This is a genomic window from Streptomyces sp. NBC_00075 (genome assembly GCF_045041225.1).
Taxonomy (GTDB): Bacteria; Actinomycetota; Actinomycetes; order Streptomycetales; family Streptomycetaceae; genus Streptomyces; species Streptomyces adonidis.
The window spans coordinates 6,566,695-6,589,463 of the sequence record NZ_CP108243.1 but is presented as its reverse complement, the minus strand read 5'-3'; the positions used below and the strand labels follow the sequence as shown (position 1 = coordinate 6,589,463).

General features: G+C 69.4%; 15 protein-coding genes. 4 read left to right on the top strand and 11 right to left on the bottom strand.

All coding sequences use genetic code 11. The annotated features are described in order from the left end of the window. Positions 1–149 precede the first annotated feature (149 nt). Together OG787_RS28845 and OG787_RS28840 are read right to left on the bottom strand one after the other, a co-directional pair. Positions 150–1,961 (bottom strand): ABC-F family ATP-binding cassette domain-containing protein, encoded by a 1,812-nt coding sequence (locus OG787_RS28845; RefSeq protein WP_405536995.1) that lies wholly within the window; start codon positions 1,959–1,961, stop codon positions 150–152. 137 nt (positions 1,962–2,098) lie between these two features. After that, on the bottom strand, positions 2,099–3,397 hold the full coding sequence (locus OG787_RS28840) for a GNAT family N-acetyltransferase (RefSeq protein WP_405536993.1): 1,299 nt from the start codon (positions 3,395–3,397) through the stop codon (positions 2,099–2,101). Between the two features lie 350 nt (positions 3,398–3,747). On the opposite strand from OG787_RS28840, the gene OG787_RS28835 reads away from it, so the two are divergent. Next, positions 3,748–5,346, top strand: a complete 1,599-nt coding sequence (locus tag OG787_RS28835; protein WP_405540613.1) for a S8 family peptidase — start codon at positions 3,748–3,750, stop codon at positions 5,344–5,346. Positions 5,347–5,446: 100 nt separating this feature from the next. Here the strand turns inward: OG787_RS28835 and OG787_RS28830 are convergent, their stop codons facing one another. The 5 genes from OG787_RS28830 to rsmA form a co-directional block, all read right to left on the bottom strand. Next, the gene (locus OG787_RS28830; RefSeq protein ID WP_405536991.1) at positions 5,447–7,441 is read right to left on the bottom strand and encodes a nitrate- and nitrite sensing domain-containing protein; all 1,995 of its coding nucleotides are present in this window, start codon (positions 7,439–7,441) and stop codon (positions 5,447–5,449) included. Positions 7,442–7,598: 157 nt separating this feature from the next. Beyond that, positions 7,599–8,378, bottom strand: coding sequence for an MHYT domain-containing protein (locus OG787_RS28825; RefSeq protein ID WP_369035441.1), 780 nt, complete (start codon positions 8,376–8,378; stop codon positions 7,599–7,601). A gap of 288 nt (positions 8,379–8,666) precedes the next feature. After that, entirely contained in the window at positions 8,667–9,818 is a 1,152-nt protein-coding gene (locus OG787_RS28820; protein WP_405536989.1) for a peptidoglycan recognition family protein, read from the bottom strand. 268 nt (positions 9,819–10,086) lie between these two features. Further along, a complete protein-coding gene (locus tag OG787_RS28815; RefSeq protein ID WP_405536987.1) occupies positions 10,087–10,986 on the bottom strand; it encodes a 4-(cytidine 5'-diphospho)-2-C-methyl-D-erythritol kinase in 900 nt (299 codons plus the stop codon). Further along, on the bottom strand, positions 10,983–11,939 hold the full coding sequence (rsmA, locus tag OG787_RS28810; protein ID WP_369035438.1) for a 16S rRNA (adenine(1518)-N(6)/adenine(1519)-N(6))-dimethyltransferase RsmA: 957 nt from the start codon (positions 11,937–11,939) through the stop codon (positions 10,983–10,985). Before rsmA ends, OG787_RS28815 begins: the two co-directional genes overlap by 4 nt. A gap of 430 nt (positions 11,940–12,369) precedes the next feature. Between rsmA and OG787_RS28805 the strand changes: the two genes are divergently transcribed. Continuing rightward, the gene (locus OG787_RS28805; protein ID WP_405536985.1) at positions 12,370–17,289 is read left to right on the top strand and encodes a ricin-type beta-trefoil lectin domain protein; all 4,920 of its coding nucleotides are present in this window, start codon (positions 12,370–12,372) and stop codon (positions 17,287–17,289) included. Between the two features lie 10 nt (positions 17,290–17,299). Then, the gene (locus OG787_RS28800) at positions 17,300–18,619 is read left to right on the top strand and encodes a hypothetical protein (RefSeq protein ID WP_405536983.1); all 1,320 of its coding nucleotides are present in this window, start codon (positions 17,300–17,302) and stop codon (positions 18,617–18,619) included. A gap of 30 nt (positions 18,620–18,649) precedes the next feature. Here OG787_RS28800 and OG787_RS28795 read toward each other — a convergent pair whose 3' ends face one another. Then, entirely contained in the window at positions 18,650–18,835 is a 186-nt protein-coding gene (locus OG787_RS28795) for a DUF397 domain-containing protein (RefSeq protein ID WP_369035435.1), read from the bottom strand. 4 nt (positions 18,836–18,839) lie between these two features. After that, positions 18,840–19,691 carry a DUF5753 domain-containing protein gene (locus OG787_RS28790; protein ID WP_369035434.1) on the bottom strand — a complete coding sequence of 284 codons (852 nt, stop codon included), beginning with the start codon at positions 19,689–19,691 and terminating at the stop codon, positions 18,840–18,842. A gap of 222 nt (positions 19,692–19,913) precedes the next feature. On the opposite strand from OG787_RS28790, the gene OG787_RS28785 reads away from it, so the two are divergent. Continuing rightward, positions 19,914–20,339 (top strand): ATP-binding protein, encoded by a 426-nt coding sequence (locus OG787_RS28785; protein ID WP_369035433.1) that lies wholly within the window; start codon positions 19,914–19,916, stop codon positions 20,337–20,339. Positions 20,340–20,360: 21 nt separating this feature from the next. Here the strand turns inward: OG787_RS28785 and OG787_RS28780 are convergent, their stop codons facing one another. Then, positions 20,361–21,731: a ubiquitin-like domain-containing protein gene (locus tag OG787_RS28780; RefSeq protein ID WP_405536980.1), complete on the bottom strand. Its 1,371-nt coding sequence runs from the start codon at positions 21,729–21,731 to the stop codon at positions 20,361–20,363. A 104-nt stretch (positions 21,732–21,835) separates the two neighbouring features. Then, positions 21,836–22,705: a TatD family hydrolase gene (locus OG787_RS28775; RefSeq protein ID WP_405536978.1), complete on the bottom strand. Its 870-nt coding sequence runs from the start codon at positions 22,703–22,705 to the stop codon at positions 21,836–21,838. Positions 22,706–22,769: the final 64 nt, after the last annotated feature.

Sequence of the window (22,769 nt, the reverse complement as noted above, 5' to 3'; positions counted from 1 at the left end):
GAGGGCTCTTTCTACCACTCCGTGGCCGCCCGACACCGGACTGTATCCACCCCTGCCCGCCCCTGCCCACCTCTGTTCCCAAGGGCGAACCGCCCCGTGATGCCGCCGTTATGCGCGTTCACGTGCCCTTCATGCCATGTCCGCGAGTTCTACGCGTCGTCCGCGAGTTCCAGCCACCGCAGTTCGAGTTCGTCGCGTTCGCCGGAGAGTTCGCGCAGTTCGGCATCGAGTTTGGCCACTTTCTCGAAGTCGGTTGCGTTGTCGGCGATTTGGGTGTGCAGCTTGCTCTCACGCTCGGAGAGCTTGTCCAACTGCCGCTCGATCTTCTGGAGTTCCTTCTTGGCGGCACGGGTGTCGGCGGCGCTCTTCTCGGCGACGGTCTTGGTGGCGGGGGCAGCGGCCTGGATGGCGGCTGCCGCGACCTCCTCCATGCGCCGGCGCCGCTCCAGGTACTCGTCGATGCCGCGCGGCAGCATCCGGAGGGAGGCGTCACCGAGGAGGGCGAAGACGCGGTCGGTGGTCCGCTCGACGAAGAACCGGTCGTGGGAGATGACGACCATGGAGCCGGGCCAGCCGTCGAGGAGGTCTTCGAGCTGGGTGAGGGTCTCGATGTCGAGGTCGTTGGTGGGCTCGTCGAGGAAGAGGACGTTGGGCTCGTCCATGAGGAGGCGCAGGATCTGCAACCGACGCCGCTCACCACCACTCAGGTCCCCCACCGGGGTCCACTGCTTCTCCTTCCCGAACCCGAAGGTCTCGCACAGCTGTCCGGCGGTCAGCTCGCGCCCCTTGCCGAGGTCGACGCGGTCGCGGATCTGCTGTACGGCTTCCAGCACCCGCAGATTCGGGTTGAGTTCGCCGACCTCCTGGGAGAGGTAGGCGAGCTTGACGGTCTTCCCGACGACGACCTTCCCCGCGGTGGGCTGCGTCTCGCCCTCGCTGGTGGCGGCCTCGGCCATGGCACGGAGGAGGGAGGTCTTGCCGGCGCCGTTCACACCGACGAGACCGATCCGGTCACCGGGCCCGAGCTGCCAGGTGAGGTGCTTGAGGAGCACCTTGGGGCCCGCCTGAACGGTGACGTCCTTCAGATCGAACACGGTCTTGCCGAGCCGCGACGAGGCGAACTTCATCAGCTCGCTGCTGTCCCGGGGCGGCGGTACGTCGGCGATCAGCTCGTTGGCGGCCTCGACGCGGAAGCGCGGCTTGGACGTACGGGCGGGCGCACCGCGCCGCAGCCAGGCCAGCTCCTTGCGCACAAGGTTCTGCCGCTTGACTTCCTCGGTGGCGGCGATGCGCTCACGCTCGGCACGGGCGAAGACGTAGTCGGAGTACCCGCCCTCGTACTCGTACACATCCCCCTTCTGCACGTCCCACATCCGCGTGCAGACCTGGTCGAGGAACCAGCGGTCGTGGGTGACGCAGACGAGCGCGGACCGGCGCTCGCGCAGATGCCGGGCCAGCCAGGAGATGCCCTCGACGTCGAGATGGTTGGTGGGCTCGTCAAGGACGATCAGGTCGGGCTCGTCGATGAGCAGCTTGGCGAGCGCGATCCGACGCCGCTCACCACCGGAGAGCGGCCCGATGACGGTGTCGAGCCCCTGCGGGAACCCCGGGAGGTCGAGCCCGCCGAACAATCCCGTGAGTACGTCCCTGACCTTGGCGTTTCCGGCCCACTCGTGGTCCGCCATGTCCCGGATGACCTCGTGGCGGACGGTGGCGGTGGGGTCGAGGGAGTCGTGCTGGGTGAGCACACCGAGGCGCAGTCCGCCGGAGTGGGTCACACGCCCGGTGTCGGCCTCCTCCAGCTTGGCGAGCATCCGGATGAGGGTGGTCTTCCCGTCGCCGTTACGCCCCACGACCCCGATCCGGTCCCCCTCGGACACCCCGAGCGAGATCCCGTCGAGCAGGGCACGGGTCCCGTACACCTTGCTGACGTTCTCGACATTGACGAGGTTGACGGCCATTTTTCTCCTGACGCGGGGGTGGATCGACCTTCCAGGGTAGTGGGCGGGGGTGGGGTACCCGGCGGGCGGAGTCCGGGGCCGCCTCGGCGGGGGTGCGGTCCCCGTCCTGGCAGGGGTGGGCCCGTCCGCCGTCGGGGTCAGAAGCCGAAGGAGTTGTGCGGTTCGGGGTCGGTCCGGAACATCCGGGCCAGCCGCCCGATCGCGCCGTCGGTGTGCGGGGTGATGTGGCCCGCGTATGCCAGGTCGTGCGCGGACATGCCACCGAGGTAGAGCGAGCTGAGCGCGGGGAGAGTGAGGGTCAGGTCGGCCGCCCGGTCGGTGGGGGCGCACGTCGCCGGGGCAGTGTTGTCCGCCCGGAGACACCAGGTGCCGTTGTTCGCCGGGCGCATCAGGTCGCCGGTGACGGTGAACGTCAGCCTGTCGACCGTGTCGTACGAGCGTTGTGTCAGGGCGGCGGGCACGTCCAGAAGGCGGGCCCACAGGTTGTCCGACTGGCGGGTCACGCGCATCGCACGTGGGTTCGTGAGCAGCCACCGCAGGGGTTCGTCGCGGGGACGGGCGGGCGCCACGACGGTCCTGGTGAGGTCGAAGTCGATCAGCAGGCTCCACAGGGCGCGGTAGGCCACCGGGTTCGACGCCTCCAGGGCCTCCACGACGAGCGTTCCCGCGTTGCCCGCTGTCGAGGACCACGGCAGCCGGAAATCGGCGATGCCATCCACCTCGCCGTGCCGGTCACGGTGGACGAGATACCGCAGCGGTCCGTTCGGGCCGTCGGCGTCGTCGGAGAGCCCGTCCCAGCGCCCGGGGGGAGGGGTCAGCTCACCGACGCGGAACCCGCGCACGGCCGCGTGCACCACGGGCCAGACCTGCTTCGCCTGCGCGGCGCCGACCAGCTCCAGCGACCCCGGATCTGGCTCCGCCGGAAGGAGCGCTGCCTCGTGACGGGCCAGCTCCCACCGGGTGCGGTGGGTCGCCGGTGAGAACCCGAACCGCCCGTAGATGCTGCCCTCGCTCGCGCTGAGCATCGCCAGGGGCTCGCCCCGGTCCAGGGCACCCTCGAACATGGCCCGCATCATCTGCCGCAGGTAACCGCGTCGGCGGTGGGTCGCGATCACCCCGGTGGCGGTGACACCGGCCATCCTGACCGTTCCCCCGCCGGGGACCGTCACCTCGAAGGAGATGGTGGCCGACGCACCGACGCACGTGCCGTCGACGAACGTCGCGACCGGATGGAAGGACTCGTCCCTGACGTCGGCCGCCGCCCACTTGTCGAGCTGCTCCGCGGTCGCGGGGGCACGCTGCGGGGGCCACGGCTCGGGACCGCCGTGCCACGCGGCGTCCGCCGGCTCCCACTTCGGCAGCCCGTTCGCGTACGGCAGTGCCCGGTAGTACGCGGTCATCTCGTCGGGGCGTGGCGGGCGGATCTCGGTCACCATGCCGGACATTGCATCCGGCATCTCAATTGATCGGCAACCGGATATCGACCCCTGTCGCCCCAGGTCGACCCCGGAGCGACGAGCACTCATCAATGCCCCGCCCAAGTCACCTCAACACCTCAACAGGCCTCCCAACAGCCTTAGTTGGGGAATTCCCGGGGCACATCCGCACATCGCACCGCCCGTTACCCGGACGTAGGGATTCCCCTAATTGACGTGATCTCTTCAATTCCGCGACCGTGTCCGCACGGAGACGCCACCCCCCTCACCCCCCACACGTCCCCGTACCACTCGTGCACCTCGAACAAGAGGGGAACCACCCCGTGTCCGTACCGCACTCCCCCACAGCCATGTCCTCCTCCGGGTCCCGCAGACGTGGCGCCCTCGCCGCGCTCGCCGCCGCGGCCTCCGTGCTCGCGCTCGGCGGTGCCGCCATCACCCCCGCCTCCGCCGCCACCCCGGCCGTCGGTGTGATCCAGGGCGCCGGTGCCGAAGGCGCCGTCAAGGACAGTTACATCGTCACGCTGAAGGACAGCGCCGGTTTCCGTGCCGCCTCCAGCAAGGGCAAGGCGCTCGCCACCCGGTACGGCGCCGAGGTCGAGCAGACCTACACGGCCGCCCTCAACGGGTACGCGACCGAGATGACCGAGACCGAGGCCAAGCGGCTCGCCGCCGACCCGGCCGTCGCGTCGGTCGCGCAGAACAAGACCGTGCACATCAACGACACGCAGACCGGCCCCACTTGGGGTCTCGACCGGATCGACCAGGCCGATCTGCCGCTCGACTCCGCCTACACCTACCCGTCCAGCGCGGGCAGCGGCGTGACCGCGTACATCATCGACACCGGCGTACGGATCACGCACACCGACTTCGGCGGACGCGCCTCGTACGGCTACGACGCCGTCGACGACGACTCCACCGCCGACGACGGCAACGGCCACGGCACACACGTCGCCGGCACCGTCGCGGGCACCACCTACGGTGTCGCCAAGGCCGCGAACATCGTCGCCGTGCGCGTGCTCGACGACGACGGTTCCGGTACGACCGCCGGTGTCGTCGCGGGCATCGACTGGGTGACCGAGAACGCCGAGTTCCCGGCCGTCGCCAACATGTCGCTCGGCGGCAGCGCGGACTCCACCCTCGACACCGCCGTCGCCAACTCCATCGCGGCGGGCATCACTTACGCCGTCGCGGCGGGCAACGACAACGCCAACGCGTCGAGTTACTCCCCCGCCCGCGTCGCCTCCGCGATCACCGTGGGCGCCACCACCAGCGCCGACGCCCGGGCCTCGTACTCCAACTACGGTTCCACGCTGGACATCTTCGCGCCGGGGTCGAGCATCACCTCGACGTACAACACCTCCAACTCGGCCACCGCGTCCCTCTCCGGTACGTCGATGGCGTCCCCGCACGTCGCCGGCGCGGCAGCGGTCTACCTCGGCGAGAACCCGAGCGCCACACCAGCGGCGGTCACCTCGGCGCTGACCTCGGCGGCCTCCGCGTCCACCCTCACCAGCGTCGGCACCGGCAGCCCCAACCTGCTGCTCCAGGTCACCCCCGCCGGGGACGACGACGGTGGGGACGACGGCGGCGACACCGGTACGGCCTTCGAGTCGACCACCGACGTCTCCATCCCGGACGCCGGCTCGGCCGTCTACTCGCCGATCACCGTCAGCGGCCTCACCGGCAGCGCGCCCAGCGACCTGTCCGTGTACGTCAACATCGTGCACACCTACCGCGGTGACCTGGTCATCGACCTGGTCGCCCCGGACGGCTCCACCTACCGCCTGAAGAGCAGCAGCTCCTCGGACTCGACCGACAACGTCGACGCCACCTACACGGTCGACGCGTCCAGCGAGACCACCGTCAACGGCACCTGGCAGCTCAAGGTCCAGGACGTCTACAGCGCCGACACCGGCTACATCAACAGCTGGAAGCTCACCTTCTGATCCACATCGGCATCAACAGCAGCACCCGCTGAACGACAGAAGCCGTGCGCCCCGGGGACACCACTCACCCGAGGCGCACGGCCGTTCCATGGGGGATCCGCTACGGCTGCTGGCCCCGCTGCTGCGGGATCAGCGCCGACGCCGGTGCCAACGCCCGGCCGCCGCTCCCCACCGCCTGTAGTTCGTGCTCGTGCACCGGCATGTCGTCGCGCAGCAGGTTCTCGGGGATGAGGACGGCCGCGGTGACGCCGCCGTTCGGGGAGTCGCGGAGTTCGACGCGCAGGCCCTGGCGTTCCGCGAGGCGGTTCACCACGAACAGGCCGATCTGCTTGGCGTCGAGGAGGTCGACCTTCTCCGACTGGATCTTGCGGTTGGCGTCGGCCATCGCGTCCTCGTTCATACCGAAGCCGCTGTCCTCGACCTCGATGAGGACGCCGTCGCGCAGCCGGGCCGCGCGCAACTGCACCTTGGTGCTGGGCGGGGAGAACGCCGCCGCGTTCTCGACGAGTTCGGCGAGCAGATGGATGACGTCGGCGACCGAGCCGCCGTTCAGGGACACCCGCGGGACCGCCCAGATCTGGACGCGGCTGCCGTCCTCGATCTCGGCCACGGCCGCGCGCAGGGTGTCCGCCAGCGGGATCGGGTCCCGCCAGCCGCGGCCGGGCGCGATACCGGACAGGATGAGAAGGCTCTCGGAGTGCCGACGCATCCGGGTGGCGAGGTAGTCGACGCGGTACAGCTCGTGCAACTCGGCTGCCTCGCGCGGGCGTTGCTCCAGCTGGTCGAGGATGTCGAGCTGACGGTGGAGCAGCACCTGACTGCGCCGGGCGAGGCTGACGTACACGCCGGAGATACCGCTGAGGAGTTCGGCACGCTCGGAGGCGGCCTTGAGCGCGGCGCGCTGTACGGCCGTCAACGCGGTGCCCACCTGCGCGAGTTCGTCCCCGGCGAGGCGGCGCATCGGGGCCTCGGCGTCGATGTCGACACCCTGCCCGGCATGCAGCCGCCGCATGGCCTGCGGCAGCCGCCGCCCGGCGACTTCGAGGGCGGAGTTACGAAGGTCGAGCAGCTCGACGATCAGCCCGCGCCCGACGGACACGGAGACGAGGAGAGACAGCAACACGCCTACGAGGCCCAGGACAACGGCGATTCCGGAGGCGCCGAGGGTGTCCCAGCCGAACGGGTTGGCCTTGGCGGCGGCGGCCGTACCGGCCTCGGTCTCGGCCTTGCCGAGGGCTCGCAGCACACTGGTCGCGGACGCGTCCCAGCCCTCCAACAGACCGTCGGCCACGGCCGATTCACCGGATCCGGCACTGCGTACCCGGTTCTCGACCGCTGCTACCTGCCCGTAACTCCCGCTCTCCAGCAGGGCGTTGTACGCCTTCTGGTGCTCGGGCTTCAGATCGGCGACGGCGGGCTTCAGCAGACCTCGCTGGACGGTGACCGCGCCGACGAACAGCGCGTACTGCTCGTCGGTGAGCTTCCCGGCGGCGGCGCCCGCCGCGAGGAGCGCCTGCTCCTGGGCCAACGCCTCGCGGGCGCGGGAGAGTTCGAGGACGACTCGGGCCTCGGACGCGGTGGTCGTGCCCTTCTCCCCGGTGAGCGCGCCGGTGACGGCGAAGGCGTCCTCGACGATGCCGGTGTACGCCGTGTAGGCGTCCTGCGTGGCGTTCTTGCCACCGCTCTCCCGAGACACGCGCAGTGCCGCGATTCCCTTGGCATCGCCGGTGAGCTTGTCGAGGCGTTCGGGGAGCGCGGAGTTGAGGAGCGCGGCGTCGGAACTGGCGGAGTTGATGCCGTCGAGCAGAGCCTCGCCGGCCTTGTCGGTGGCCTTCTGGGCCCGCTTCAGGACATCGGCGTCGCCGGTGGCGGCGGTCCGCTCGGCCTGTATCGCGGTGACGAAGTCGGCGACCGGGGCGAGCAGTTCGGAGTTGACGTCCTTGGCCCGCTCGGCATCACCGATGGTGGACGCGGTGGTGACCGCGGCAAAGCTCCACAGAGCCATGAGCGAGACGACGGGCAGCATCAGCAGGGCGACGATCTTCGCCCGGACGGATCTGGGGCGGAGTCGTTCGGAGGTGCGAGCCATACTCATGTGGAACCTCGTTGCCTGGTCTTTCAGCCCGTCGGGCGGGGCTGGTCTTTTCAGCCCGTCCGGCGTTTGAGGACGAGCGCGTTCAGCTCGAAAGGGGGGTCTGGGGGCGCAGCCCCCAGGGGATGGGAATGGGTAGGGGCGGCGGGGGCGAGAAAAATCAGGCGGTGGACAGCTCGACCTCGCGGAGCAGCTCCGCCGCGATCGCAGACTCCGCCCGCTTCCCCGTCGGCGACAACGCGACATACGCCGAAGCCAGGAACAGGAACGACCCCAGCAGCACAGCCAACGGGAACAGGAACTCCGTAGACGTGGCCCCCGGCAACTCCGCACTGCTGGGCGCCAACGCCACATCGACCGCGAACATCGCGGTGTAGTGCATGCTGCTCACCGCGAGCCCCATCACCAGCGCGGCAATGGTCGCGAGCACAGGCCCCCGCACAATCAGCGTGAGCGTCAACGCGGCGGTGGCGGCGACGACAGCGATCGCCACGGACGCGATCACGAGCAACGGGTCGTACGAGATGGCACCGTGCAGATTGAGCGCGTACATCCCGGCGTAGTGCATCGCGGCGACACCGAGCCCGGTGCCGAGCCCGCCGAGGATCACGGACCTGACGCGGGAGCGCCCGTACCCGGCGGTGAAGACACCGGCGGCGACGACGGCGATCGCGATGACGAGGCTGAGGACGGTCAGCGGGACGTCGTAGCGGATGGGGGTGCCCTCGACGCTGAAGCCCATCATCGCGACGAAGTGCATGGTCCAGATACCGGACCCGATCGCGAAGGAGGCCAGCGTCAGCCAGTTCCGCTTGGAGGCGCCGTCCGATTCCAACGCCCGTACGGTGCAGCGCAGTCCGAGTGCGGAGCCGAGACAGGCCATCGCGTAGGAAAGAACGGGGGTGACCCATCCGGCACTGAAGTGGTCCATGTGACCCATGGGGGGAGTTCCTCTCGCCCAGGTAGTACCGCCGGTAACAGGGAACCGGGATCGGCCGATCATGCCACCACTTCCCATGCGTCAGATGGCGCGAAAGGGACCTTGGGGTGGATTGACGGAAATTCAAATACGGTGATGTAGGTAACAGTTGGCCCGAATATTTATGCAGGTCAACGACAGAGGGGCCGACTTCAGGCCGACCCCTCAGCGCTCTTCAGTACCGTTACGCACCGACGCTAATGAGCCATGATCACGTAATGACGAGGACTGCTCGCAAGGACTGGAGGACTACTTGCCGGCGACGGCCGTACGGACCTCGCCGAGCAGGTCGTACATCGTCTGGCCGGGGCATTCGGTCGACAGCCAGTCACGGTGACCGCTGATCGCGTTGACGTCCTTCGTCACACCGTTGACCGGGTTCACATAGGTCAGCTTCGCCTGCGGGTCCAGGCCCTTGAAACGGGCGATCACCTTGATCAGGCGGATCAGCGATGCCTTGGCCGCGTCGGTCGGCGGCTGGGAGACCAGGTTGCCGAGCAGCGCGATACCGAGGTTGCCGGAGTTGAAGCCGCCGGTGTGGAAGGCGGTGACGAGATTGCCGTCCTTGTCGAAGGCCGGGACGAGATCGTCGCCGGAGTAGCGGCCTTCGTAGACGACGCCCGCCTCGTCGATGAGGAAGTGGTAGCCGATGTCGCCCCAGTCGAGGGTGACCGCGTGGTACTCGTAGATGGCGCGGACGGTCGCCGCCGGGTCGGGGTCGTTGTTCACGCCGTCCGTGTGGTGGACGGTGATCGTCTGGAACGGGTAGTACGCCTCGGGCGAGTTGACCTTGCCGTCCTTGTACCGCTTCGACTCGTCGGCGCCCCACGCCGGCCGCGACAGGTACTGCACGCCGCGCACCCGGGTCGGCTCGGTCGGCACGTGGAAGGTCTTGTCGGCCCCGCCGGTCGTGTCGATCGCCAGCGACCGCACCCCGCTCACGCTCGCGCCGTCGGGCAGCTTCAGCTCGTACGCGGTGGCGTCCCCCGCCGCCACCAGCGCCGTGCCGCCACCCTCGACGGTCGCGCAACCGCCGCTCAGGTCCTGCCACTTGCCGGGCGCGGAGTCGCCGTCCGCGAACTTGATCCCGGCGCCGTCCGCCGCGCCGCTCCAGCGCACACCGACGTACGAGATGGCGAACGCGGCGCTCGCCTCGGCGGTGCCGGTGGCGGCCTCGGTACGGGTGGCCGGGAACTTCTGCGGCTCGGTGCCGGCGGTGCCGGACGCGCTGTCCGTCGTAACGGACGCACCGGAGTCGGAGTCGCCTCCGCTGCCGGCCGCGAAGACCACCGGGGTCAGCGCGCCGCCGACGGCGACGGCGCCCGCGGCGCCGATCACACCGCGCCGGGTGAAGGGGACTTTCCTGCGATGGGAGGGTGACGAGGGGGGAGGTACGGACACGGAGATGCCTTCCGAAAGTGCTGGGGGAGGTGGCAACTCAAGGGGGACCCCACGCCGCGCGCACTCATAGAACTCAGGGAACTCAGGGAACCCATGGAACTCATGACTCGTGACTCGTGATGAGATCTGCGACGGCGAGTGCTTGAAGTTGAAAAAACCCTACGCGTCACGCCCACCCCACCCGCACCTCCTGATGCCAAGGAACGGTGAATTCCCTGTGGGGATCGGGCAATTCGGGTAACCCGAAAGTAACTCCCTGTACACGCTGTTACAGCACGCTGGCGCCCGGTACCGGCCCGGCCGCCACCCGTACGGCACGACAGGTGCCGGACGCCGACAGCGCCTCCGCGATCTCCCGCGCGGCCACCGCGTCCCGCGCGAGAAACGCCGTCGTCGGACCGGAGCCCGAGACCAGAGCGGTCAGGGCACCGGCGGCGCGGCCGGCGGCGAGGGTGTCGGCGAGGGCCGGGAAGAGGGAAAGGGCGGCGGGCTGAAGGTCGTTGGAGACGGTCGCGGCAAGCGCGTCCGGGTCCCCCTTGGCGAGCGCGTCGAGCAGCTCGGGCGAGGCCACAGGCACAGGAACCTCACTGTCAGCAACCGCGACCAGCCGGTCGAACTCCCGGAAGACGGCGGGCGTCGACAGCCCGCGCTCGGCCATCGCGAACACCCAGTGGAAGTCACCGCCGGTCTCCAGAACGGTCAGCTTCTCCCCACGCCCGACCCCGAGCGCGGCGCCGCCCACCAGACTGAAGGGCACATCGCTGCCCAACTCGGCGCAGATGTCGAGGAGTTCGACACGAGAGGCCCCGGTCCCCCAGAGCGCGTCGCAGGCGAGCAGCGCACCGGCGCCGTCGGCACTGCCGCCCGCCATCCCCCCGGCGACGGGGATGTCCTTGGCGATGTGGATGTGCACGGCGGGCGTACGGCCGTACCGCTCGGCGAGCGCGACGGCGGCACGGGCGGCGAGATTCGTACCGTCGAGAGGCACTTGGCCGGCGTCAGGCCCGGCACAGGTGATCCGCAGCTCATCGGCAGGGGTGACGGTGACCTCGTCGAAGAGCCCGACGGCGAGGAAGACGTTGGCGAGGTCGTGGAAGCCGTCGGGGCGGGCGGCACCGACGGCGAGCTGGACGTTGACCTTGGCGGGAACCCGTACGGTGACGCTCACAGCTGCCCGGACTCCCCGTTGTCGTCCTGCTCCTGAACCTTGTTCTCCGCGACCTTGTTCTCCGCGACCTTGTTCTCCGCGACCTTGTTCTCCGCGATACGGACGAAGTCCTCGACGCCGATGGCCTCGCCACGGGCCTGCGGGGAGACACCGGCGGCGACGAGGGCGGCTTCGGCGGCGGCGGCCGACCCGGCCCACCCGGCGAGCGCGGCGCGCAGGGTCTTGCGCCGCTGGGCGAAGGCGGCGTCGACGACGGCGAACACCTCGGTCCGCGAGGCGGAGGTCTTGAGCGGTTCGGCCCGCCGGACGAGCGAGACGAGCCCGCTGTCGACGTTGGGCGCGGGCCAGAAGACGTTACGGCCGATGGAACCGGCCCGCTTGACCTCGGCGTACCAGTTGGCCTTCACGGAGGGCACGCCGTACACCTTGGACCCGGGCGGCGCGGCGAGCCGATCGGCGACCTCGGCCTGCACCATCACAAGGGTCCGCTCAATACTCGGAAACATCTCCAGCATGTGCAGCAGCACGGGCACGGCGACGTTGTACGGCAGATTGGCGACCAGTGCGGTGGGCGGGGGCCCCGGCAACTCGGTGACGCGCATGGCGTCGGAGTGCACGAGGGAGAACCGGTCGGCGCGGGTCGGCATCCGGGCGGCGACGGTGGCGGGCAGCGCGCCCGCGAGCACGTCGTCGATCTCGACGGCCACGACCCGGTCGGCGGCCTCCAGCAGCGCGAGGGTGAGGGACCCGAGCCCCGGCCCGACCTCGACGACCACGTCGTCGGGCCGCACGTCGGCGGTGCGGACGATACGGCGGACGGTGTTGGCGTCGATGACGAAGTTCTGCCCGCGCTGCTTGGTGGGCCTGACGCCGAGGACGTCGGCCAGCTCACGGATGTCGGCGGGACCGAGGAGGGCGTCGGAGGAGGCATCGGGGGCGGGGCTGGTACTCACGGGTCCAGGGTACGGGGGGTGGGGGGTGGGTTCGCGCAGTCGGGCCCGGGGGCGGTGTGAGGCCGCGGTGTGAGGTCGGGGCCGTTGTCAGTGGCTGCGCCTAGGGTGCTTGGCGTGGGGGTGTCCGGGGCCGGTCCCGAACCCGTCCACAAATTCTGAGCAGGCATTTTTATGCCGTGCTTACATTGATCGTCGCGCTCGGCGGGCCCTGACCAGTCCGTATGTCGTGCGCGTCCATCGGCGACCGGGGGGACACCGTCGCCACGGGGAGGGGGACTTCGTCGTGCCGCGAATCCGGCTGTTCACGCATCGCCGTCCGACCCGCGCCCGGCATTTCTGACGTTGCCGGGCGCGGCGGGCGGGCTGCTCTTAGCTCGCCGCCATCTTTCGGGTGGGCGCATTTGCCTGCCCCTGAACGACGAGGGGGTTCATGTTGAGATTCAGACCTGAGTTTTCCTTCCACCGGAAGCGCACTTCGCGGCGAAGAGGGCCGTTGTTCGCGCGCACCGTGCCGCTTGTTGTCTCGGTCGCGGTGCTGGCAGGGCTGGCCGCCCGGCCGGACCTGGTCGTGGTCGACCAGCAGCCTGGTATGAGCCTGGTGGCTGACAGCTACGACGGCTTCGACACCAAGGCCGCCGAGCAACTGCGCCTGGACCAGTGCCTGATGGCCGACGCCCTGCGCCAGGGCGGCCCGAACATGTTCGCCCTGGCCAAGGACTCCCTGGCCCTGCCGGCGGACCAGCTTCACCAGAAAGCCGACCGCGGCTACCCGGACACGCCGTTTGCGGAGGCCTTCAACAAGGACGGGGACAACACCAACCAGTGGGTGAAGAAGGCCGGCGACCGGACCCAGGCTTGGTCCGGCGCTGTCAGGAGCCTCATCGACTACCCCGGGTCGCCTGACGACGAGGACAAGATCTTCGACAGGACGGGGCTGCTGCCCTGGCTGTACCAGACGTACTTCGCCGGTCTCGGTTTCTTCTTCTACGACCCGACACCGGCAGCGGACAAAACGACCACGGACGCAGTCCTCGCGCTCGGGGACCAGCTGTACGGCACCGGTGCGTCCACTGTTGAGGCAGCTGCCTGGACCCAGTGGAAGAAGCAGGTGACCGGGACTCCGCCTCAGTCGTATGCGGACGACTCCCGTGTGTTCCTGTCCTCCGGCGGTTTTCCCCGTACGGCGGCACAGCCGGGCACCGCGGAGTTCCGTATCGCTGTCGAGGACCTGAAGACACGGTTCGCGTCCTGCGCCTGGCGCGGGCCGGTCGATCCGAACAAGGTCCTGGGCAAGCAGGTGGCCGCCGCGTCGGCGGAGTGGCAGCAGGAGATCGCCGCGCAGGCCGCGCCCCGCAACCAGATCCTGAACGCCAACAGCCAGGCCGCGAAGGCCTTGCAGGACGGATCGTTCGCTCTTGGTGAGCTGCTCGGCCAGTCCTGGATCACCGATTACACCACCCGCTGGCAGGACTACTGGTCCGCCGGAGGCCCAGGTTGGATCGGTGACAGCCCGATGGTCGTGCACGCGCACGGCGCCGCCGACAAGTGCCTCGAAGTCGGGGCAAGCAAGAAGGACAACGGCACGCCGGTGCAGATCTACACCTGCAACGGCACCGCCGGCCAGAAGTGGGCGATCCAGGGCGACGCGTTCGTCAACGTCAACTCCGGCAAGTGTCTGGAGGTGAAGGGCGCAGGTACCGCGAACGGTACGACGTTGCAGATCTGGACGTGCAACAACAGTGCCGCCCAGAAGTGGGAGTACAACACCCACGCGACGACGCGCATGTACAACCCGGGCACCGGCAACTGCCTCGACCTCGCGACGTACGACAACGGCCGTGACGCGCGGATGTGGGACTGCAAGGGCACCGACCCGCAGAAGTTCGACATGACGCCGTCGGGTCACAACGGAACCAACAGCGCGGTCTACCCGGAGAAGGCCCAGTTCGACACGGCAAAGGCAGCTCTCACGGCTGCGCAGGCCGCGGCAAAGCAGCAGCTCGATGTGCTCAAGGCGCAGGCATCTGCCGGGAGGAAGTGGGCCACCTCGTCGGACGGGGCCGAGCAGCACGCGTACTCGATCGCCGATCAGGCGGGTGCCCCGAGGGGCCGAGGTCTGCTGGTCGGTCTACAGAAAGCGCAGGTCACGAAGGCGTCCTCGGCCGCGCTCGACGCTCTGCTGAAGGCCGGTGAGACGGCTGAAGCGGCCACGCGTGCCGCCGCCGGGGACAGTGCGACCATCACGGCCCGCGCCCTGACCCAGGCCGCCGCATCGAAGGCGGCGTTCCGTACGGCCGCGGCGAATCAGGCCAGGGCGCAGGCGAAGGCTGCCGCCGACGCTGCTGCCGTACAGGCGAACAACGCGAAGACGGCCCGGGATCTGGCCAAGGCCAAGCTGGGCGAGACGCAGCAGGCGGAGGCGGACGCGAGGGCCGCGGCTGCCACGGCTCATGCCCGACGGCTGGACGCGGAGAAGGAGGAGCTGACGGCGAGGGCGGAGAAGGAGACCGCCGCGCAGAAGCAGGCCGAGGCCGCCCAGCACCGGCAGAACGCCGAGGGGTACGCGACCGAGGCCAACCAGGCGAAGGGCCGGGCCGAGGCCTCCGAGACGACGGCTCGTGAGCGTCGTAAGGACGCGGAGGCGGCACGGGACAACGCCAAGGCCAAGCGGGACGACGCGTGGGACGCCGAGAGCAGGGCCAACACGGCCCGCGCGAAGGCTGACGCGAAGGAGGCGTACGCCCAGGCGCACGATGCCGACGACCAGGCGACGTCATCGCGGACGGCGGCCGACGAGGCGGACCGTCACGCGAGTGACGCGGAGTCGGCGGCCGTGTCGGCCCGTAGCGAGGCGAACGCGGCCTCGCGGGCCGCTGCCGATGCCGACGCGGCGGCGACGCGCTCGGAAGCTGCCGCCACGCGAGCCCGTGCCGCCTCCGATGCGGCGAACGCCGCGAAACTGAAGGCGGACGCGGCAGTCCGGACGGCGACCAGCACGGCAGCGGAGGCCATCCAGGCATCCAAGGCCGCCGCATCCTCGGCCCGGACCGCAGTCGAACTCGCCGACGAGGCCGAGAAGCACGCTGCCGAGGCGAAGACACACGCCGACGTGGCCAAGGCGGAGGCGGCCAAGGCCGTCGCGGGAGCGGCAGAGGCCGCCGGCCACGCGTACACCACCGCGCAGGCTGCCGATGATGCCCGCAACGCGGCGCAGCAGGTCGCGGCCCCGGCGAACGACGCGATCCAGCTCGGCTCGCCGTACGTCGCCACCGACGCGGTGGCCGGCCTGGTGGTCTTGTCGGGCCAGTCGTCGAAGACGATCGCCGAGCAGCAGGTGGCCGTGGCCGCAGCGCACGAAGCGAACGCGCAGAAGGCCGCAGCGCAGGCGCAGAGCACCGCGAACGCGGCAACGGGTGACGCCAAGGCAGCCCTCGTGCTGGCGTCCGAGGCCGCCGGATTCGCGGCACAGGCCCGCAAGTCGGCCAAGGAAGCCCTCGGTTACTCCGCCGAGGCGGCGCAGTACGCGGCCGAGGCGCAGAAGTCGCTGGCCCGCACCATCGAGTACGACCGCCAGGCGACCCAGGACGCGGCAGCGGCCGACCAGTCGGCTGGGCGCGCCGAGAGCTACGCGACGGATGCCCGTGCCTCCGCCGACCAGGCGGCCCTCGACGCGGCGGCAGCGCGTCAGGCCGCGTCGGAGGCCGAGCAGGCGGCGAAGGACGCCCGCGCGGCGGCCGACCGCGCGGACGCGGAAGCGACGCTCGCGGAGGAGGCGGCGAAGGATGCGCAGAAGTACGCGGACTCGGCGCAGGAGGCCGCGGACTCCTCGGAGCGCAAGGAGGCCAATGAAACGGTCGCCGAGGGTTCCGGAACCGGTGTGGGCGGTGTCTTCTACATCGTCGACAAGATGACCGAGGCGGGACCGGCCAAGCAGCTCAACGAGTGCACCTACACGGTCGAAGGCTGCACGGTGACGTACGAGCTACAGCTCGATGTCACAGTCAGCTACTACTTCTGCGCCAACCCCGAGGTTCCCGCGACCGAGGCAGGCTGCCCGAAGCCGGACACCGTGTTTCTCAAGACGGAGACGCTCCGCAACCAGAAGCAGGAGTGGACGCACCACTTCAGCTTCGGAGACATCACCAGGATCGGTTGGCAGAACCTCTTCGGAGACACGGTGGGCGCGGTCCTGTACGAGATCGTGCTGGGTGACATTGCCAAGTGCTACCACGGCGACAAGGCCGGCTGCGCCTGGTTCGCGTCCAACTTCATCCCGGGCAAGGTGTTCGAAAAGGCCGCCGAGGCGATCCGAGCGCTCGACGCCGCGATGAAGACCGGTGTCGGAGTCGCCGACGCGATGAAGGCGCTGAAGGCCTTGGACCTGGACACGGCGACGCTGGCAAAGATTCAGGCCGGCGTCAACGCCTACGAGGACGTCGTGACGACGTGCAAGGTCAATAGCTTTCCGGGGGACACCCTGGTGCTGATGGCCGATGGCAGGCGCAAGGCGATCCGTGACGTTCGCGAGGGCGACCAAGTCATGGCCACCGACCCCGGTGACGGGCGACTGCGCGCCGAGCAAGTCACCGACACGTTCCGGCACGACACCGAACGGCTGGTCACCATCGGCCTGGCCGGTGGCAGCAGCCTCAACACCACCGCTGGACACAAGATCCGCACCAGCGAAGGCGTCTGGGTCCTCGCCTCCGAACTGCGCCCGGGCGACCGGCTGCTCGGCCCGGACGGGACATCGAACACCGTGACCGGCATGCTCGACCGCTCGGGTCTCGCCCCGCGCAAGGTGTACGACCTCACCGTCAGCGGCCTGCACACGTTCTATGTGCGCACCGAGGGTGCTGCGGCGGTGGACGTACTGGTCCACAACTGCCTGAATCTGGGGGACGAGAACCTCTCGGCTCTGGCAGATTACGCGGAAGAGATCCACACCCTGAAGGACCACGTCAACCGGACTCCGGCACAAGCATTCGCGCTCGCCGTGCAGAAGAACGAGCCCAAGACGATCTGGACCAGCCAGGAGATCGCACAGCAGGCCGTGGACCGGGTGGTGGGCGACTTCTTCAGCAAGCGGGCCACGAACGGCCAGAAGATCTTCGACGAAAAGAAATGGAAGAAGTTCCAGGACTGGGCGGCGAAGGCCAGGGACGGTGAGCAGTACCAGGCGATCACCGGCACGTGGGATGCCTATCCTTCCCTCGGCAAGACGTATTTTCCGGACGGGACGACGGTCAGGAACGCCGGTAACGAGGTCGTGGTGATCCTGATGAAGGTCAGGAACCACAAGGGGGACGGGCGTTACGGATTCGTCGTCAAGACCGCCTATCCGAAGTAGGAAATGATCCATGCCACAGAAGCGTCCAACATATCTCGAACTGGGTTATTCCGGCGACTTCGGGCTCACCGGTCTGACGGAGCAGTTGTGTTCCCTGGACCGTCCCGCCGCCGGCCTCACCATCGACCTTCCGACCGCGCTCGCGGTCGCGGCCCGGTCGGCGGACGGGTCCGACGGCGACGAGGCCGAGGAACTGGGGGAGGACGCTCGTCGCCTGCTGGATGCCGGCGTTCCGTTGCCGGAGGAGGCTCTCCGTACGGTGTGGCTGGCCGCGGCCGGCCGGGTTTTCGACCCGGCCGGCCGCGGCATGGACGCCCGCACCTGGCTGCGGTCGGTCTCGGACCTGGCCACGGACCGTCTCCGACAGAACAAGCGCTCCTACGCCCCGCCGCCGGTGTCCCCGGTACGGGACGAGGACCTGTGCGAGAAGGTGGCGGCGGAAATCCGGTCTCTGGCCGAGGAGTTGACCGACGCGGCCGAGCTTCCGGATCTGGCACGGAGCCTGGAGCAGGTGGTTGTCCATGCCGACGTCGACCTCGGCTTCCGGCTCTTCCTGCGGGCCCTGAAGGTGTACGCCGTGCAGGTCCCGAAGGAGCGGTACGACAGGTTCCTCGGACTCGGCGAGCGGCTCGGGTATCCGGTCGCGGTCGTCCGCGACGGCCTAGACGTCGACTGGCCACCCGTCGACACCACGCGCCGCGACACGTCGTGGGACTTCGGACTCTCCGCGCTCGCAGGCAACGCCCACCAGGACTGGCAGGAGAGCACCTTCCGGAGGGATGTCCGGAGGGTGGCCGACGCGGACGACTCCGGACAGTCCCCGGGTACAGCGGCGGCCCTCCTCCTGGAGGACGCCCGGCGCCTGTTGGACTCCTCACTGTCCGACGGCACGCTCACCACACTGTGGGTTGCCGTCTCGGACGCGGCACTGCGTATCGACGGACGGGATGCGATGCGGTTGGTCGCGGAGGTGTGCGGGGAGCGGCTGCGGGAGGCTGCGCCCGCGTACACCCCGGTAGCGCCGCCCGCCCGTACGGAGTTGGCGGACACGGTGTTGCGGGAGGTCCGGGAAACGGCGCTCGCGGTGACGGATCAGGCAATCAGCCCCCACTGGCAGCCGCTTCCTGCCCCCGAGGCCATGGCCGCGCTGGAACAGGTCGTCGGCCTGGTGGATCCCGACCTCGGGTTCCGGTTGTTTCTCCGGGTGCTGCGAGTACTGTCCGTGCAGCTTACGCGCGGGCAGTACGAGCGGTACGAGGTGATCGGTGAGCGGTTCGGGTATGGGGAGTACCTCGTGGACGAAGTGGAACAGCTCGTCCAGTACGAGTGACGGCAACCGGTCACCGGTGGGGTGAGGCGTTCAAGGTGACTTGAGGGCCCTGATGAAGGGCGTGAAGGCGTCGGCGGGGAAGGTGAGGGCCGCTCGGGTCGGGGTCTTGGAGTCGCGAACGGCTATGTGGGCGCGACGGTAGGCGATCTCGACGCAGGCGTCGCCCTGGCCGCCGCCGGAGAAGGACGACTTCCGCCAGGTGTCGGTGGTGGTCATGTCCCTACAGCTCCTTCGCCAGCCTGTGGATGAAGTCACGCGAACGCTCGGGTTCCAGTGACGCCGCTTCTACCCTACGGAAGAGTGTTCGGTAGCGGCTGAGTTGGGCCTCGGCGTCGATGAACACGGGACCGTTGGGTCCGTCGCGCACCACGGTGTCCAGTTTGGGGACGGCTCCGCCCGCGTACACCATCGTGCTTCCGGCCCCACCGAAGTCGTCCAGGTCGAAGGGGATGACACGCACGGTGATGTGGTCGGCCTCGGAGAGTTCCAGGACCCGGGTGAGCTGAACCCGAGTGGCGGTCCGGTCGCCGACCCTGATGCGCAACGCCGCTTCGTGGATCACAGTCTCGTACGGGATCGGGTCGGGGCGCTCGATGATGACCTTCCGCTTCATACGATGCTCCACCCAATGTGCCACCTCGTTCGCCGGGAACTCCGGGTTGACGTACGAGAAGAGTGCCCGGGCGTAGTCCTCGGTCTGGAGCAGGCCAGGAACGTGCAGGAAGTCCATGTCCCACCGGTAACGGGCATGGTGCTCCAACTCGGCCAACTCCAGGAAGGGCGTGGGCAGTTGGCCTCGATCCTCTTCCCACCAGCCACGCGTGCGGTCTCTCGCCATGGCCACCAGGGCATCGATCAACTCGCCATCCGTACAGGCGTAGTTGACGGCGAGGTGGCGCAGCCGCTTCTCGCTCACGCCCGTGAGGCCGGACTCGATCTGGCTGATCTGAGCGGAGCCCACTCCGAGCAGTTCCGCCGCATCGCGGGCGGCCAGTCCCGCAGCGTCTCGAAGCTTGCGCAGCTCGACTGCCAGACGCATCTGACGTGCCGTTGGCTCGCGCCTCAACACCATCGACCGTTCCTCTCAACACGCCTGTGGGTGCGACTCGTTCGGGGTCAGGCTACGCGATCCGCTTGCAAAACTTAAAAAGTTAAGTCTACTGTCAGTGATGCGACGCACACCCTGCGGAACCCCGGGACCCCCGGAAGCGCACCACTCCGTCCTGCCACGACGGCTGCGGCATGCCACCGCCCGCCAACCCGCAACCCCCCACCACCGAACGGGAGTTGACGCATGCCCGAAACCAACAAGGACCCCCAGCCCACCCCCTGGGAGTACTCCCTCTACATCCCCAACGACCTCCGCGCCGTCACCGTCAGTCGCCGCACGCTCCGCCTCATCCTCACCATGCACGGACTCATCGGCCTCGTAGACGTGGCCGAACTCCTCGCCGCCGAGCTGGTCTCCAACGCCGTACGGCACACCGAGGGCCCCGCCGCCCTGCGCGTCCGCTGGTCCGCCGGCGTACTCCGGATCGGAGCCTGGGACGCCGACCCCCAACCTCCGCAGCCTCCACAGCAGTTGACCCATCTCATCGACTCAGAAGACGGACGAGGCATGGGCATGATCCAGGCCTGTTCCGACCTCTGGGGATGGCAGCCGCTCTCCCGGTTCGGGCACCGGGGCAAGTACGTCTGGTGTGAACTCGCCGTCGCCTAGCCACAGCCCGAGAAGACCCGCTCAGCCATGCAACCGCCCCCCACAATGCGGCCAAGGCCCCGCCCCCCGCTTCACGTACAACTTCTTCGCGCGGAACGTCTGTTCACTCGCCGTCGCGTCCTGTGGGCGCCCCGCACCCCCCAGGCTCTGCCACGTCTGCGTGTCGAACTGGTACAGGCCCCCGTACGTCCCGGACGGGTCCACCGCGTTCGGGCGACCCCCGGACTCGCAGGCCGCCAGGGAACCCCAGTCCAGACCGTCCGCCCCCTGCACCGACGTCGGCAGCGGTTTCGCGCCGACCCTCACCAACTGCGCCCGAGGTGCACGCACCACCTCCGTCCGCACCCGGCGCGGTTTCCCCTTCACGCCGTTGACCGTGCGCACCGCGAAGGTGACCCGGCGCAGGCCCGGGCGGCCCGCCTGGTCGACCACCTCCGTGCCCTTGAACAGGGACATGTCCTGGGTGCGGCGCACGTCGTAGGGGATCGGCTCCTCGCGTACCTCCTTCGTGCCCGTCACCCGCAGCACCGTCACCGTCTGGCCGTCGCGCGGGAAGCTCGCGGCGGCCACCGAGATCGCGTCCTCGCCGCGGAGCGTGATCCCGGCCTCCGCCACCGCCTCGCCGACCGTCGCCACGTTCGTGCGGATCGTGCGGGCCCGGCCGTCCGCCATGATCGTGACCGTGCGCTCGGTGCGGACGTCGATGGTGAGGCCCTGGCGTCCGATCTTCTGGGAGCGCGCGAGCGACAGGTACGCGCCCTCCGCACGCACCCCGAGCTGTCTGAGTGCCTCGTCCACCGTCTGCGCCGTCGTCCACAGCTCACGCCGTTCACCGTCCAGAGTGATCCGCACGGGTCGCCCGTAGTGGACGCGGACCTCGTCGCCGCTGGCCAGCGCGGTGCCCGGCGCGGGGGCGACGACGTCGTGGGCGCCGACCGCGACCCCCTCGTCGGCCAGCAGTTCGGTCACGTCGTCGGCGAAGGTGTGCAGGGTGCGCGGCTTGCCGTCGACGCTCAGTTCGATCGCCTTGTCCTCGGCGACGAAGGCCGTCGTACCGCCCGCCAGGAAGGCCACGACGAGCGCCTGCGGCAGCAGCCTGCGGATGGCGTCCGGCCGTTCGGAACCCTTGCGGCGCCTGGCCGCCCGACGGTCCTGGGCCCTCCCGCCGACCGCCTGCTGGGGGAGGGTGGGCGGCGGCTCGTAGGCGGGCCGGTACGTGTCCTCGTACGGCAGCGGCACCGTCACCGGCCCCGACACCGGCCCCGGCACCGGCCCCGGCATCGACATCCCGTACGCCACCGTCTCGGCGCTGTGCGGGTCGTACGGCTCATAGGGCTGCGGCTGTTGTGGCCCGCTGACGGGGCTGTACGTCTCGTACGGCGAACTGCTCACGACGACACGCTCCAGGTTCCGGCGACGGGCACCAGAACCTAGCGGAGCGGCCGTCACTCTCCAAAGCGACGCGGCTACGGAGCGTCAATGTACGTGAGTGCGTGTCAGTAATCGAAGGCGCGTGCGGTGTTCGTCGCGATCGCCGTCGCCAAGGTGTCCTCGTCGATGCCGCGTACGTCGGCCATCGCCCGCAGGGTGATCGGGATGAGGTAGGGAGCGTTGGGGCGGCCACGGTACGGCGCGGGGGTGAGGAAAGGCGCGTCCGTCTCCACCAGGACCAGCTCCAGGGGGGCCACGGCCAGCGCGTCGCGCAGTGGCTGGGCGTTCTTGAAGGTCATGTTGCCGGCGAAGGACATGAAGTAGCCGTTCGCCGCACAGACCTCGGCCATCTCCGCGTCGCCGGAGTAGCAGTGGAAGACGGTCCGCTCGGGGGCGCCCTCCTCCTTCAGCACCCGCAGGACGTCGGCGTGGGCGTCCCGGTCGTGGATGACCAGGGCCTTGCCGTGCCGCTTGGCGATCTCGATGTGGGCGCGGAAGGAGCGTTCCTGGGCCGACTTCCCCTCCGGGCCGGTACGGAAGTAGTCGAGCCCTGTCTCTCCCACACCCTTGACCTGCGGGAGCCCGGCCAGCCGGTCGATCTCGGCCAGCGCCTCGTCCAGGGCCGCGTCTCCGCCGGGCACCCGCGCGCCCTGCCGGGACCAGCCGTCCGGATCGCCGTGGACGATCCGGGGCGCCTCGTTCGGGTGCAGGGCGACGGTCGCGTGGACACTCTCGTACGTGGCCGCCGTCTCGGCCGCCCACCGCGAACCCTTGATGTCACAGCCGACCTGCACGACCGTCACCACCCCGACCGACGCGGCCTGGGCAAGCCCCTCCGCCACAGTCCCGGACTGCATGTCGAGATGGGTGTGAGAATCGGCCACCGCCACACGGAGGGGCTCGGGCAACGGCGGAGCTTCGGACTTGGCAGACATGCCCCGATCCTACGAAGGGGCGCACGCCCCGCGCCCCTCAGGGGCGCGGGGAACTGCGCGACCA